This window comes from Streptomyces sp. NPDC002138 (genome assembly GCF_040296485.1).
Classification (GTDB): Bacteria; Actinomycetota; Actinomycetes; order Streptomycetales; family Streptomycetaceae; genus Streptomyces.
The window spans coordinates 1-13,869 of sequence record NZ_JBEOXE010000116.1; the positions used below are offsets into that span (position 1 = coordinate 1).

At 73.5% G+C, this 13,869-nt stretch carries 11 protein-coding genes and 1 pseudogene; 7 read left to right on the forward strand and 5 right to left on the reverse strand.

The features are described 5' to 3' along the window. Positions 1 to 128: 128 nt before the first annotated feature. Complete coding sequence (gene recQ / locus ABT084_RS36705; protein ID WP_351053834.1) at positions 129 to 2,138, reverse strand: DNA helicase RecQ; 2,010 nt, start codon at positions 2,136 to 2,138, stop codon at positions 129 to 131. A 71-nt stretch (positions 2,139 to 2,209) separates the two neighbouring features. Further along, the gene (locus ABT084_RS36710) at positions 2,210 to 2,722 is read right to left on the reverse strand and encodes a universal stress protein (RefSeq protein WP_351053836.1); all 513 of its coding nucleotides are present in this window, start codon (positions 2,720 to 2,722) and stop codon (positions 2,210 to 2,212) included. A 303-nt stretch (positions 2,723 to 3,025) separates the two neighbouring features. Between ABT084_RS36710 and ABT084_RS36715 the strand changes: the two genes are divergently transcribed. Both ABT084_RS36715 and lysA read left to right on the forward strand, forming a co-directional pair. After that, positions 3,026 to 3,430, forward strand: coding sequence for an SAV_915 family protein (locus ABT084_RS36715; RefSeq protein ID WP_351053839.1), 405 nt, complete (start codon positions 3,026 to 3,028; stop codon positions 3,428 to 3,430). Between the two features lie 11 nt (positions 3,431 to 3,441). Next, complete coding sequence (gene lysA, locus ABT084_RS36720; protein ID WP_351053842.1) at positions 3,442 to 4,782, forward strand: diaminopimelate decarboxylase; 1,341 nt, start codon at positions 3,442 to 3,444, stop codon at positions 4,780 to 4,782. Between the two features lie 40 nt (positions 4,783 to 4,822). Here lysA and ABT084_RS36725 read toward each other — a convergent pair whose 3' ends face one another. The 3 genes from ABT084_RS36725 to ABT084_RS36735 all read right to left on the reverse strand — a co-directional run bounded on the left by ABT084_RS36725 (position 4,823) and on the right by ABT084_RS36735 (position 6,641). After that, positions 4,823 to 5,428: a 4'-phosphopantetheinyl transferase family protein gene (locus tag ABT084_RS36725; RefSeq protein WP_351053845.1), complete on the reverse strand. Its 606-nt coding sequence runs from the start codon at positions 5,426 to 5,428 to the stop codon at positions 4,823 to 4,825. A gap of 10 nt (positions 5,429 to 5,438) precedes the next feature. After that, entirely contained in the window at positions 5,439 to 5,696 is a 258-nt protein-coding gene (locus ABT084_RS36730) for an acyl carrier protein (RefSeq protein ID WP_351053847.1), read from the reverse strand. Between the two features lie 87 nt (positions 5,697 to 5,783). After that, positions 5,784 to 6,641 (reverse strand): aminoacyl--tRNA ligase-related protein, encoded by an 858-nt coding sequence (locus ABT084_RS36735; RefSeq protein ID WP_351053850.1) that lies wholly within the window; start codon positions 6,639 to 6,641, stop codon positions 5,784 to 5,786. Positions 6,642 to 6,967: 326 nt separating this feature from the next. On the opposite strand from ABT084_RS36735, the gene ABT084_RS36740 reads away from it, so the two are divergent. The 5 genes and pseudogenes from ABT084_RS36740 to ABT084_RS36760 all read left to right on the forward strand — a co-directional run bounded on the left by ABT084_RS36740 (position 6,968) and on the right by ABT084_RS36760 (position 13,610). Next, positions 6,968 to 8,113, forward strand: coding sequence for a phytanoyl-CoA dioxygenase family protein (locus tag ABT084_RS36740; RefSeq protein ID WP_351053853.1), 1,146 nt, complete (start codon positions 6,968 to 6,970; stop codon positions 8,111 to 8,113). Next, a pseudogene (locus tag ABT084_RS36745) lies at positions 8,095 to 9,390 on the forward strand (DUF6271 family protein); the annotation flags it as partial. The gene ABT084_RS36740 and the pseudogene ABT084_RS36745, both read left to right, overlap by 19 nt. Continuing rightward, positions 9,388 to 11,268 carry a condensation domain-containing protein gene (locus ABT084_RS36750; protein WP_351053858.1) on the forward strand — a complete coding sequence of 627 codons (1,881 nt, stop codon included), beginning with the start codon at positions 9,388 to 9,390 and terminating at the stop codon, positions 11,266 to 11,268. The pseudogene ABT084_RS36745 and the gene ABT084_RS36750, both read left to right, overlap by 3 nt. Further along, a complete protein-coding gene (locus ABT084_RS36755) occupies positions 11,255 to 12,532 on the forward strand; it encodes an MFS transporter (protein WP_351053855.1) in 1,278 nt (425 codons plus the stop codon). The genes ABT084_RS36750 and ABT084_RS36755 overlap by 14 nt, the downstream gene beginning before the upstream one ends. A gap of 133 nt (positions 12,533 to 12,665) precedes the next feature. Beyond that, the gene (locus ABT084_RS36760; RefSeq protein ID WP_502969289.1) at positions 12,666 to 13,610 is read left to right on the forward strand and encodes a DUF5829 family protein; all 945 of its coding nucleotides are present in this window, start codon (positions 12,666 to 12,668) and stop codon (positions 13,608 to 13,610) included. Positions 13,611 to 13,869: the final 259 nt, after the last annotated feature.

The following is a 13,869-nucleotide window of genomic DNA, read 5'->3' on the forward strand; positions in this document are numbered from 1 at the left end:
TCTGCTCCTACGGCCTCGACACGGTCGGCCGGGTCGCCGCCGCCCCGCCCGCGACCCTGCGGCGGATCCTGGGGCCCCGGGCCGGCAACGTTTGCCTGACGCGGCACTGGGCCACCCTTCCCGGTCGCCTACTCCCAGTCGTCCCAGGGCGGGTCCATCTCGTCCAGGTCGAAGGGCGGCTCGTCGGCGTCGGACGCCGTGGGCCGCGGTGCCGCCTGGCGGGGGACGGCGGGCGCGGAGGCCGCGGACTCGGCCGGGGGCTCGGCGGGTGAGGGCGCCCCCGTGGTCCGGTGTTCCGCCAGGGTGTCCAGGACCCCCTCGGCGTACTTGGTCAGCTTGGCCTCGCCGATGCCGCCGATGGTGCCCAGCTCCTCCGCCGTGCCGGGCATCCGGGTCGCGATCTCCCGCAGCGTCGCGTCGTGGAAGACGACGTACGCCGGTACGCCCGCCTCCTTGGCCGTCGCGGCCCGCCAGGCGCGCAGGGCCAGGAAGACCGGTTCGGCCGCGGCCGGCAGGTCGACCGGGACCCGGGCGCCCTTCCCGGAGCGCGATCCGGACTCCTTGCGGGCCGGAGCGGCGACGGCCTTCTCCTTGCGCAGCATCACGCTGCGCCGGCCGCCCAGCACCTCGCCGCTGTCCTCCGCCAGCACGAGCGTCCCGAACTCGCCCTCCACCGCCAGCAGCCGCAGCGCCAGCAGCTGGCGCACGACCCCGCGCCACTCGGCGGTGCTCAGGTCCGCGCCGACGCCGAACACCGAGAGCGCGTCGTGGTCGAACTGGATGACCTTGGCCGTCTTCTTGCCCTGCAGGATGTCGATGATCTGACCGGCGCCGAACTTCTGGCGCCGCTCCTTGGCCAGCCGCCACACCGTGGACAGCAGTTTCTGCGCCGCGACCGTCCCGTCCCAGGACTCGGCGGGCGTCAGACACGTGTCGCAGTTGCCGCAGGGCTCGCCCGACTGGCCGAAGTACTCCAGCAGGCGCGACCGGCGGCAGTCGACCGTCTCGCACAGCGCGAGCATGGCGTCCAGGTGCATGCCCAGGGACCGACGGCGCGCCTCGTCGCCCTCGGAGCCCTCGATGAGCTTGCGCTGCTGGACCACGTCCTGCAGGCCGTACGCCAGCCAGGCCGTGGCGGGCTCGCCGTCGCGCCCGGCGCGGCCGGTCTCCTGGTAGTAGCCCTCGACCGACTTCGGCAGGTCGAGGTGGGCCACGAAGCGGACGTCCGGCTTGTCGATGCCCATGCCGAAGGCGATCGTCGCGACCACGACCACGCCGTCCTCGCGCAGGAAGCGGGCCTGGTTCTGCGCCCGCGTGCGGGAGTCCATGCCGGCGTGGTACGCCACGGCGTCGATGCCCTGCTCCACCAGGAACGCCGCGGTCTTCTCCACCGAGGACCGCGAGAGGCAGTAGACGACGCCGGCGTCCCCGTCGTGCTCGCTCCGGATCAGCTCCAGCAGCTGCTTGAGCGGGTTGTTCTTCGGGGCGATGCGGTACTGGATGTTCGGCCGGTCGAAGCTGGCGACGAAGTGCCGGGCGTCCTCCAGGCCGAGCCGCGCCACGATCTCGGCGTGGGTGGCGGCGGTGGCGGTCGCCGTCAGCGCGATCCGCGGCACCTTCGGCCAGCGCTCGTGCAGCATGGACAGCGCGAGGTAGTCGGGCCGGAAGTCGTGGCCCCACTGGGCGACGCAGTGCGCCTCGTCGATCGCGAAGAGGGACACCTTGCCCCGGTCGAGCAGCCGCTGCGTGTTCTCGGTGCGCAGCCGCTCGGGGGCCAGGTAGAGCAGGTCGAGCTCGTCGGCGAGGAAGGCCCGCTCGACGGCGAGGCGCTCCTCGAAGTCCTGCGTCGAATTCAGGAACCCGGCCCGCACGCCGAGGGCGGTGAGCGCGTTCACCTGGTCCTGCATCAGGGCGATGAGCGGCGAGATCACGACGCCCGTACCTTCTCGGACGAGCGCCGGGATCTGGTAGCAGAGCGACTTGCCGCCACCGGTCGGCATCAGCACGAGGGCGTCACCGCCACCGACCACCTGCTCGATGATCTCCTGCTGCTCGCCGCGGAAAGAGCTGTATCCGAAGACACGGTGCAGGACCTGCAGGGCGTCGGAGATCTCGGGTGAAGCGTCCGGAAGGGGCATTCACCAAGCCTATCGGCCCCCACGGACACCCCGGCTCCATCCGCCCGAACCTGTGGACAACCTCCCGCGGCTCAGGACGTCAGCTCCCGCGGGTCCAGCGGGAGCCGCCAGGCGTTGCGGCGCCGTACGGAGGCCAGGTCGGCCTGGAGCGGGGAGGGCGGGACCGCCAGCACGGGGCAGGTGGCGTGGGTCACGCAGTAGCGGGCCACCGAGGGGCGGACCAGGCGGCGCAGCGGGGCGCGGGATCCCGTGCCCACCACGAGGAGGTCCGCCTGGTCGCGCGCCGCGTCCACCAGGGCCGCCCCCGGGGTCCCCCGGACCGCGAGGCCGCCCAGGGTGACACCGGGTCTCACGGCTCCGAAGGCCGTGTCGAGGACCTCCCGCAGCCGCTCCACGGCCGCGGCCCGGCATTCCGCCAGGGCCTGGGAGACCGATCCGCCCCGGCTGCCGAGTCCCCCTCCCGGCGGCTGCCAGGCCAGGACCACCCACAGCTCCGCTTCGCGCAGGCGGGCTTCCGCGGCGGCCCTGTGCAGGGCCGCCAGACTCCCCGGGGTTCCCGTGGCGCCGACCACGACTCTTCGCACGGCTCGCCTCTCCCTCCGTCGCGGCGGCCACCGATGGCCACCGGTCCCATGGAAGGGCCGGGGCGCGGGAAGGGGCGCCGTGCTGATGCGTTCCTGACGCGCGGGCCCGTAACCCGTACGGGTCTCTGACGCGCCCGGCGGTGGCCGTCAGTGAGCCGTCAGGACCGGGGCGGTCGCCGTATGGATCCCGTCACGAGGTGTCCGAGGGGGCGGCCCCGCGGGGATAGCTTCGAGGCACGACCCGGGGCGCTCCCCGCGGCCCCGGGTCGTCAACTGCCGTTCGCGGTCCGCTGGGAGGGCCCCATGTGTTTGTTCCGGTACGACGACGACCCCGAGCCCGAGGAACGGATCCCGGCCGGGCTCCTGTACGTGCCCGCCCGGCCGGGAGGGGCACCCCGGGTGGTGCGGCTGTTCCGCACCCCGCTGGGAACGCGCACCGCCGTCGGCTTCACCAGCCCGGACCGGCTGGCCGCCACGCTCGGCGCGGCCCAGCCCTGGATCCGGCTCTCCGGGGCCGCGCTCCGGGCGATGGCCGAACCGCTCGGCGCGGGCCTGCTGACCATCGACCCGACGCTCACCGCTCCCCCGGTCGGCGCGCCGGCGGTCACCGGCCCGGACGGGACGCCGACGGCACCGGCACCTGGTCCTGGTCCGGCACCGCAGCCACCCGCCGCGCAGGCGCCCGAGTCCACGGCCCGGACCGTCTGAAGGGATCGCCCATGACCATCACCGTCCTCCCCGAAATGCCGGCCGACGCCGGTGAACTGTCCATATGGCCCGCGTCCACGACCGCGCTCCCGCACGGCGGCCTGGCCGTCGGCGGGGTGCCGCTCGCCGAGATCGCCGACCGGTTCGACACACCGGCGTACGTCCTGGACGAGGGCGAGGTCCGCGCGCGCTGCCGCACCTACCGGGACGCCTTCCCCGAGGCCGACGCCGACGTGCTGTACGCCGCGAAGGCCTTCCTGTCCCGCGCCATGGTGCGCTGGGTGCGCGAGGAGGGACTGGGCCTGGACGTGTGCTCGGCCGGGGAGCTGGAGCTCGCGGTCACCGCCGGTTTCCCGCCGGACCGGATCGTGCTGCACGGCAACGCGAAGTCGCCCCGCGACCTGGAGGCGGCGCTGCGGCTCGGCGTGGGGCGGATCGTCATCGACGGCCCGTCCGAGATCGCCAGGATCGCGGCCGCCGTCGGACCCGGCGGGCACCAGAAGGTCATGGTGCGGGTGGTGCCGGGCGTCTCGGCGGGGGGCCACGACAAGATCCGTACCGGTACGGACGACCAGAAGTTCGGCCTGTCCCTCACCGACGGGGGCGCGCAGCACGCGATCACCCGGGTCCTCGGCCAGCCGCAGCTCGAACTCACCGGCCTGCACTGCCACATCGGCTCGCAGATCGCCGACGTCAAGCCCTACCTGGTGGCCCTGCGCCGCATGGTGGGCCTGATGGCCCGGGTCCGGGACGCCCACGGGGTCGTCCTGTCCGAGCTGGACATGGGCGGCGGCCACGCGGTCGCCTACCGGCCGGGCGAGCCCGTCCTCGACCTCACCGCGCTCGCCCGGCGGATGCGCGTCGAGCTGGCCGAAGGCTGCGCGGCCGCGGGGCTGCCCGTGCCCCGGCTCGCCGTCGAGCCGGGGCGGGCCATCGCCGGACCGGCCGGAGTGGCCCTCTACCGGGTGCTCGCCGTCAAACGCACGGGCGAGAAGGTGTTCGTCGCGGTCGACGGGGGCATGAGCGACAACCCCCGGCCCGCCTTGTACGGGGTGCGCTACGCGCCCCGGCTGATCGGGCGTCACGCGTCGGCGGAGCCCCGCGCGGCCACGGTCGTCGGCCGGCACTGCGAGGCGGGGGACGTGCTCGCGGCCGATGTCGAGCTCCCGGGGGACGTCCGCCCCGGGGACCTGCTCGCCGTACCGGTGGCGGGCGCGTACCAGTTGTCGATGGCCTCCGGCTACAACCTCGTGGGCCGCCCCGCGGTCGTCGCGGTCCACGAGGGCACGGCCCGGCTGCTCGTGCGGCGCGAAACGCTGGACGACTTCCGCAGCCGGGACATCGGCGTGTAGGGCGCGTTGCGGAGTGCCGCCGTCACCGCCGGGCCGGGGATCACGGCCCGGCGGTGAAGGTGGTGGCCGGGGCGGCGCTGGCCACGGACACCACGGCCGCGCGCGGCCGGTCCGTCCACTCCAGCAGCCGCAGGCCGTCGCCCCGGCCCGCCTTCAGAAGGGCTTCCCCGCGCACCCACAGCCGCAGCAGCGCCGCGCCGGGGTCCGGCTGGGCCGTGGCCTCCCGGACCTCGGTCTCGGGCAGCATCCGGCGCAGCACCGGCAGGGGGCCGGGGCGGCGCGCCGCCGGTTCCACGTCGACGCCGACCGCGCCGGGGCCGGCGGCCGCCGCGACCAGCCCGTCCGCGTGGCTCAGGCTGACGCCCACCCGCGGGTGACCGGGCAGGTACGGGCGGCCGTGCCCGTCCCGTCCGCACGCGGCGCAGAACTGGGCCGGGGCCGACGCCCGGGGGGACAGGCCGGTGTACCGGGCGACGCACAGCCGCACCAGCAGCCGGGCCGCCACCACGTCGTCGCGGCGGGACGGCAGCCTGATCCGGTCCAGCCGCCGCCGTTCCCACGGGGCGAGCAGGCCCTCGTGCAGCTCCGGGTGGGCCAGCACTTCCGCGGTGGTGGCCACCACGGCCACCGCCGTCCGGCCGTTCACGGGCGGGTGCTCAGCCGGCCGATGCCGGGGCGGGGGTCAGTACGGAGTCGCTCAGGAATCGCTGCCGGACGCGCGCGAGGGTACGGAAGTCGTCGATGGTGACCTCCTGGAGGTCGATGGTGGTGCCGGAGATCTCCTCCAGCAGGTCGATGAACTCCAGGAAGTCCATCGAGTCGATGAGACGGGCCTCGATGAGATCCTCGTCGGCCTCGATGGTGCCCTCCAGGCCGGGGTTCTTCTCGTGGAGCCACGCGGCGATGCGTTCCATGGGGCGGGGTTCTCCTTGTGCGTTTCGTCTTGTGCTGCGTCGTGCGTTGCGTACGGGAAAGGGGTGCGGGGCGAAGGGCCGACGGGCTCAGGCCCGGGCGTCGTGCAGTCGTTCCAGTGCCCGCTCGGCGGTGCCGTGGGTGAGGATCATGGCGTGGACCCAGCGCTCGACGCCGAAGGCCACACAACCGCTGTACGCCGGGCCGTGGGAGCCCGCGCGGATGTCGAGCCGCTCGCCGAAGAAGTTCCGGTGCCGGTTCACGGAGGCGATGGCCGTGCCGTCCGGGGCGTTGAACTCGTGCTTGACCGGGTCCAGCGCCATCAGCCGGGCCCGGGAGCCGCCCTTGTCGTAGAACGGGTCGTCGGCGACGGCCCGCGTCAGCTCCAGGCCGAGGCGCCCGGCCAGTTCCTGGACGAACTCGGCGCCCTGTTCCAGGTGTTCCACGGCGCCCTGCTTCGTGCCGAGGTAGAGGACTTCCCGCATGTGGAAGCCCCACAGGCGGCGCAGCCCGTCGTAGTGCGTCTCGTTGCGGAAGCAGCGGCCGGTCGCGGAGAGCCGCAGCCCGTCCTCGCCGACGTCGCGGCCTTCGAGGGAGAGCAGCAGCCCGTAGCAGGTGGCGGAGGGCAGCAGGTGGCCGGTCGGCCGCAGGCCCAGCTCGCCGGGTGCCTCACCGGCCGCCAGCCCGTCGAACGCCTCCGGCGCGAAACGCCCGGCCGAGACGCCGAGGTGGGGGAAGTTGCGGAAGTAGTCGAGCCGCGCCAGTCCCTCGGCGGCCAGCAGCGGCGGCCCCGTCACCTCGGGCGCGGAGAGCCGGGCGGCCAGCCCGGTGAGCAGGTCGTCCAGGGCGCGCAGCAGGGCGGTGTGGACCGGGTCCAGCGTGATCAGGCCGGGACCGGGATTCTTCAGGCCGCCGTCCGGCAAGGCGGTGATGCTGGGTGTGCTCATGAAATCCGCTCCCTCTGGGCGTGGATGAACAGGCGTCAAGGCCGGATGGGTGGGACGCACGTCCCGCGGCGTGCTCGCGGCGGCGTGAACGGCCGCGAACAGGGCCGCTGTTGGTCCTCGGCACAGCGAGGAGGGCGACTGAGGCTCCGTCAGGGACGGGAGCTGCGTTACCAGGACCCTAGGCCAGCCCCTCGCCTATTGTCTAGACCAAAGTCCCGTTCCTGACGATCACCACCGGCGGGGGCGTTTCGGGCTTGAAAGTAACGCAATCAGCATATTGAGACGCCACTTGACAGCGGCTATGGTCTAAACCAATCCTGCTGACCATGACGACACCGGCTCCAGACAGTCGCCCCCGCCGCCCCCGTCCCACACTCCACCGCGCGCCGTCGGACCGTCCGTACTTCAGCGCCGACGGCGAGTCCTACCTGGCCCAGACCACCCTGCGGGAACTGAAGAAGTCGCGGCCGCTGCGGGTGCTGTCCGAGGAGGATTTCGCCCACTGGCAGACGTACGGCTACGTCATCGTCCGCGAGGCGATACCGGCCCGTGAGGCGCGCCGACTGCTGGACTTCACCTGGGAGTTCCAGGGCCTCGACCCCGACCGCCCGGACACCTGGCACGAGGACCGGCCGTTCCGGTCCGAGCTGGACCAACAGCTGCACGTCTACGGCTTCGTGGAGGCCTACCACCACCAGTTGCTCTGGGACAACCGCCAGTCCCAGCGGGTGTACGACGCCTTCGTGGACGTCTGGGACTGCGAGGAGCTCTGGGTGACCCTGGACCGGCTCAACCTCAATCCGCCCAACGTGAAGAACCGCGACCGCGCCCTGATCGACCCCACGGACCGGGGTTTCGACATCGAGCTGCACTGGGACATCGACACCACGCTCGGCATCCCGCCGCAGCGGGTACAGGGCATCATCGCGCTCAACGACACCAGCGCGGAGCTGGGCGGATTCCAGTGCAACCCCGAGCTGTTCCGGCGGTTCGAGGAGTGGAAGGCCGGGCAGCCCGCCGGCCGGGACCCGCTGCGCCCCGACGTGGACCGCACCGAGTTCCCCGTGGTCCGGCCCGAACTGCGCCCCGGTGACCTGCTGATCTGGAACGGCCTCCTGGCCCACGGGGTGGCGCGCAACACCTCGAAGGACGGGGCGCGGGCGGTCCAGTACCTGTCGATGATGCCCGCGCTGGAGGAGCACGAGAGGCTGCGGCGCTCCCGCGTCGAATCCTGGCGGCACCTGCGCACCCCGCGCTGGAACCGCACGCTGGTCGGCGACCCGGTGCGGCACGAGTCCGAGCGCTACCCCACGGCCACCCTGAACGCTCTCGGCAGACGCCTCCTCGGCCTCACCTCGTGGACGGAGACGGAGACGGAGACGGAGACGGAGACGGAGACGGACACCGCCGCCGCGGTCGCGGGCATGGCCGCCGGGCAGAGCGGGGAGTCCTCGTGCGCCGTGTCTGCCTGACCCTCCCCACCCACCGCGCCTGCACCGGGACCATCGCGGCGGTCGGCGCGGAAGCCGCCTACGGCGCACGCCACTTCGGCGTCGAGGTGCACCTGCTGATCCTGGACTCCTCCGACGCGGCGGTGCTCGCCGAGCACCGGGAGGCGGTGCGCGCGCTGCCCGCGGAGCCCGGTGTGGTCGTCCACCACCTCGACGAGGCCGCGCAACGCACCTTCCTGCGGCGGGTGATCGACCGCTCCGGCGTCGCCGAGCCGGACCGGGTGCTCGACCTGATGCTGCCGTCCGGCGTGTCCTACGGCGCCTGCACCAACCGCGCCTTCCTGATCGCCGAGGCCCTGGGCTGCGCGTCGGTGCACCGCCGGGACTCCGACAGCCGCTACCAGCGCCTGGACGGCGAACCCGTCTACCCCCTCCACCACGAGCTGACCTCCCTGGGGCGGCGGGCCGCGGACGTGGCGGGGCTGGTCTCCAAGACCCGGCTCGCCCCCGCGTACGCGGACCGGCCGGTGGCCATGGTCGGCGCCTCCTTCGTCGGCGAGATGTCCGTGGACGTCGAGGAGATCCGCCGGCTCGACCCGGGCGTCTACGACGAGGTCATCGGCCTGTCAGTGCCCACCGGGGTCGCGGAGTTCTGGCGCAAGAGCCTGATCGAGGAGTCCTTCCGCGGCGCCGGGAGCACCACGTTCACCGCCGACCACACCACGCTCACCCACGTCAGCCCCAAGCGCGTGGACATGTGCAACATCGGCTTCGACCGCGCGGTCTACGGCCGGGTGCCCCTGCCGCCCGCGACCGACACCATCGGCAGCGACTACTTCCTCATCCACCTGGTCGACGACGCCCGGCTGCCCGGTGTCCTGCACAACCGCCACATCGTCAACTACCACACCAAAGAACGCCGTTCCGACAGCGGTTTCCTCGCCTACCAGGTCCGCTTCGCGAAGTACCTGCTGTCCATGGGGTACTTCAACGCCGTGTACGCCCGGATGACCGCGGCGGGGGACGAACTGCTCGACGCCGAGGGCCTGATCCGCGCCTCCGCCGTCGCCGGGTTCGTACGGGACAGCACGCGGCTGGACCGCGCGGAGGGCGCCGAGCGGCTCGATGTCCTCGACCGCTCCTACCGCACGCTGGACGGACGCTACGCCGTGGTCGCGGACGCGCTCGCCGAGCGCCGCGGCCGGCTGCTCGACGAAGCCCGCGCGGACATGGCGGACTTCGCCCTGCTGATCGACGCCTGGGAAGCCCTGGTCCGTACGAGCGCGGCCGAGGGGATCCCGACCGGTCCCCCGCGCGGGCCCGCGCCGGACCGCCCGGGGCACGCGCGCACCCTCACCGTCGCGTACGAGGGTGGCACGGAGCGCCGGGGCCCCGTCACGATGGGCCAGGCCAACATGATCCGCTGCATCCTGCGCGACGATCCCGCCCACATCAACATCCACGACGTGTGGCCGGTGCCCGCGGGGACCGGACCGGGTCCCGCGGTCGACGCGCTGCGCGCGCTGGTCGTCCGGCACGAGGCCCTGCGCACCACCTTCCCGCACCCCTCCCCGGAGAGCGCGCCCCGCGAGCAAGTGGTCGCGGCCGAGGGCGCGTTCACGGTCACGGTCCTCGACCACGAGGAGCTCCCCCCGGAACCGGCGCGGTACGCCGACGCGCTGGCCCGGGCGGCCCGCGCCGGACGTTACGCCCTGGAGCGGGACTTCCCCCTGCGGATCACCCTCGTCGCCGAGCGGGGCGTCCCGGCCTTCGTCGCCCTGGTGTCCAGCCACGCCGTGGCCGACGGCAGCGCCCTCGCGGTGCTGCGGGAGGAGTGGCTCACGCTGCTGGCCGGTGAGGCGCTGCCGCCCGTGACGGCCTTCACCCCGCTCGACCTCGCGGCCGAGGAGGCGACCCCGGCCGGGCTGCGCAAGTCCGAGGCGTCCCTGCGGTACTGGGAGGAGATCCTGCGCACCGGCCCCCAGGCGATGTTCGCGGAATCCCGGGCCGCGGGCACCGACGTACGGATGGCGCAGCTCACCCTCCGCTCGCCGCGCGGCGCCCGGGCGCTGGCCCGCGTGGTGGCGCGCACCGGCAGCCTTTCGGCCACCGTGCTACTGACGGCGTGGTGCTCACTCATCGCGCACCGGGCGGGTCAGAGCACCTGCGTCGCCGCGGTGCCGACCTCCAACCGTTTCCTGCCGCGGCTCGCCCGCTCGGTGAACACCGTGTCCCAGGACGCGCTGCTCTCCCTCGACGTCGCCGTCCCGTCCTTCGACGCGCTCCTGCGCAAGGCGTGGGGGGCGGCCCTCAACGCCTACCGGCACAGCCGGTTCGACTCGGTCAGCCTGTGGGACATGATCGAGCGGGTCACCTTCGAGCGCGGCAGCCACTTCGCCCGGGACGTCGTGTTCAACGACGTGAGCACGCTCCTGTCCACGACCGCGGACGCGAACGCGGCCGTGGACGGGGCCGTGGACGGGGCCGTGGACGGCGGGGGCGGCCCGGCCCCCGGTCGCCGCCCCGGCGCCGGCCTGGAGGCCGAGCTGAGCTGGGGCCCGGAGCAGGTGCTGCCGACCCGCGTGCTGGCCTTCGCCTACCGGACCGACCCCGTGCTCCACATCGGCATGTGGGCCGACCCCGGTCTGTTCGACCGGGAGGAGGCGGAGGGGTTCCTCTCCGGTCTGGTCCGGCTGCTGGAGGCGGCGGCGGGCGGGGACGTACCGCTCGCCTCGCTCACCGAGGTGACGGGGGTCCGCCCGGTCGCACGCGAGCCGCACTGGCGGCGGGTGGACGGCTCCTGGGTATCGCCGCCCGCCGTGGCGGAGGCCCTGAGCGAGGCCCTGGGGGGCCTGCCCGTGCACGTCGCCCCGGATGCGCCGGATGCGCCGGATGCGCGTGAAGCTTCCGATGGTCCGGACGGTCGGGCCAGGGGCCTCACCGCGTTCATCGCCTCCCGCGGCCGGGCCCTCGACGGGTCCCCGCTGACGCCCGCGAAGGCCCACGCCGCGCTGATCGACGTACTCCCCGGCCGTCCCGGGGTCCTGGCCCCGCGCCGGTACGTGATCGTCCGGGAACCCCCGGAACAGACCGACCGGACCAGCGCGTGGCGCGGCCTGGAGATCCTCATGGAAGGGAACGGCCGGGAACGGCGGATGTCACATGACCATGGATGAGATAACCGTCCGGCCGGAGCGCGTCCCGCTCCCCAGCCCGTGGCGGTCGAGTCGCTTCCGCCTGTTCTTCACCGCGCGCAGCACCTCGCTGCTGGCCGACGGCATGCTGATGGTCTCGCTCACGACGGCCGTGCTGGGAGCGGGGTACGGGGCGAGCGGCGTGGGCTACGCGCTGGCCGCGTGGATGGCTCCGATCGTGCTGCTGGTGCTGTTCGGCGGCGTACTGGCCGACAAGTTCACCCCCCAGGTGATGATGGTCGGCGCCGACGTGGTGCGGATGGTGGCCATGCTCGCGCTCGCGGCGCTGCTGTCCGGCGGCGACGTCCGGCTGTGGCAGATCATGGCCCTGCTGGCGCTCAGCGGCGCCGCGACCGCCATGTTCCAGCCCGGCCTGGCGAGCCTGGTCCCCCAGGTCGCCGAGGACATCCAGCGGGCCAACGCGCTGCTGCGGATCTCCGAGGCGATCTGCACCCTGCTCGGCCCGGGGGTGGCCGGCCTCCTCGTCGCCTACTGGAACGTGGGGGGATCCTTCGTGTTCATCGCGGCGGCCTACGCGCTCAGTGCGCTCGGTCTGACGCCGCTGCGAAAGCTCGGCACCGCCCGCGACAAGCGCGACAAGCGCGACGAGAGCGACGAGAGCGACGAGCCGATGTCGCGCAGGCTGGTCACGGGGTGGCACGAATTCCGGTCCCGGTCCTGGCTGTGGGGGGTCATCTCCGTCTGGGCCGTCTACGGGCTCTTCGTCTTCGGCCCGGCCCTGCCGCTCGGCGCGGCGCTGCTCACCGAACAGCACGGGGCGAGCGGCTACGGCTGGATCGCCTCGGCCGACGGCGCCGGTACGATCATCGGCGGCCTGCTGGGCATGCGGGTGCGGCCCACCCGCCCGCTGGTCGCGGGGGCCTGTGCGATGTTGTTCTTCTCCCTCAACCCCCTGGCGCCCGCGCTCGGCTGGTCCTTCACCGTCACCGCGCTCACCGGCGTGCTGGCGGGCTGCGGGTTCGCCTTCTGGGGCGTGATGTGGGCGACCAGCGTGCAGTCCCACATCCCCCTGGCCGTCCTGAGCCGGGTCTCCGCCTACGACGTGGCCGGATCCATCATGGTCATCCCGCTGGGCCGGGCACTGGCGGGTCCGGCGGCCGCATCCTTCGGCGCCGACCGGGTGTTGCTCTTCTCCTCCGCCATGGGTCTGGTCTGCATCGCGGTCATGCTGTGCGTGCCCGCCGTCCGGCGGCTCGGACGGGCGCCGGAGGTCGTCGTGCGGTGAGGCACGGGGCCGTCGTGGCGGGATGCCGAAGGGGCGTCGGCGATGACTCCCGCCGAGTTCCCGCCACGACGCACCTGGCCCGGATCCTTCGAACACCGGGCGAACGGACACCTCGCGACCTACGATCGGCCGCATGCCGCATCGCCGCATCGCGCACCTGTTCATGGTCCTCGCCGTGGCCCTGACCGCCCTGGCCGGGGGCGCCACGAGCGCCGCCTGGGCCGAGGGGGACGGCTCACCGACCGGCCGTCAACTGCTGTACTACAACCACGCCTACGGGGTCTTCGACCGCGAGACCGCCGACGCCGTCGAACACTCCGCGTACCTCCGGGACTTCGCGAACTTCCAGGTCCGCACCACGACCGGCACGGGCGGGGAGACCTGGACCGGCCGCTACCTGATGGGGCGCGAGACCTACCTCGAACTGTTCGGAGTCGGTGACGTCCCCGGCCAGGACGGCGTGCTCGGCGCCGGCGGGATGGGGCTGTCGGTCGAACGCGCCGGTGACCTCGCCACGGTGACGCGGCGGCTGCGCGACCAGGGCGTCCCCAGCCCCATCGCCTTCCGCCAGACACGCGACTTCGGCGACGGGGTCCCGATCCCGTGGTTCGACGCCGTCCTCACCACCGAGCAGTACGACGGCTTCGGCGCCTGGGGCATGGAGTACCGGCCGGAGTACTTCGCCGACCCACGCGGCAACACCGAACCGGCCGCCTTCCCCGGTGACATCGGCCGCGAGCGGTACCTGTCCGACGGTTACCGCGACCACCTCATGCGGGACGTGACCTCGATCCGCCTCGCGGTCACCGCCCGCGACCTGGCCGGCACGGTGCCCCTGCTGCGGGCCGGCGGATTCACCGTCCGCCGGACCCCGGGCGGCGGAGCCGTGGCGCAGGGCGGCGGCACCACCATCCACCTGGACGCCGTGGCGCGCGAGAACGCCGGGATGCGCCAGGTGGAGCTGTCTCTGAACCACCCCGTGGCCCACCGCCACGTGGAGCGCATCGGCCGCTCGACCCTCGCGGTCGGCCCGGGCACCCGCGCCGTATGGACGTTCGACGCCGCCCCTGCCCGGTGAGCTAGGGGGTGTCTGACGGATGTGCGTGGGGAAGGAGGGGTGTCCGGTGCGTGCTCTCGGTGCGCCGACCGGAAGCCCGTGTACTGGACGTACTCGGGTCTTCGGTCGGTGCGGCGAGAGCGCGTGCCGGGCGCCGCGACGCCGCGGACATCCGTCAGACACCCCCTAGTACTGCAACGGTGTTTGCCGTGACGGTTGGGCAGGTCGGTCGTTGTTCAGTTCATGGGTGGGGAACTTGCTGCTGCCCGGTCGTGGGCTG

Coding starts and splice junctions, on each gene's coding strand:
- ABT084_RS36760 (WP_502969289.1), top strand. CDS start 12,666: ATGCCGCATCGCCGCATCGCGCACCTGTTCATGGTCCTCGCCGTGGCC.
- ABT084_RS36715 (WP_351053839.1), top strand. CDS start 3,026: ATGTGTTTGTTCCGGTACGACGACGACCCCGAGCCCGAGGAACGGATC.
- ABT084_RS36735 (WP_351053850.1), bottom strand. CDS start 6,641: ATGAGCACACCCAGCATCACCGCCTTGCCGGACGGCGGCCTGAAGAAT.
- ABT084_RS36730 (WP_351053847.1), bottom strand. CDS start 5,696: ATGGAACGCATCGCCGCGTGGCTCCACGAGAAGAACCCCGGCCTGGAG.
- ABT084_RS36755 (WP_351053855.1), top strand. CDS start 11,255: ATGACCATGGATGAGATAACCGTCCGGCCGGAGCGCGTCCCGCTCCCC.
- recQ (WP_351053834.1), bottom strand. CDS start 2,138: ATGCCCCTTCCGGACGCTTCACCCGAGATCTCCGACGCCCTGCAGGTC.
- lysA (WP_351053842.1), top strand. CDS start 3,442: ATGACCATCACCGTCCTCCCCGAAATGCCGGCCGACGCCGGTGAACTG.
- ABT084_RS36740 (WP_351053853.1), top strand. CDS start 6,968: ATGACGACACCGGCTCCAGACAGTCGCCCCCGCCGCCCCCGTCCCACA.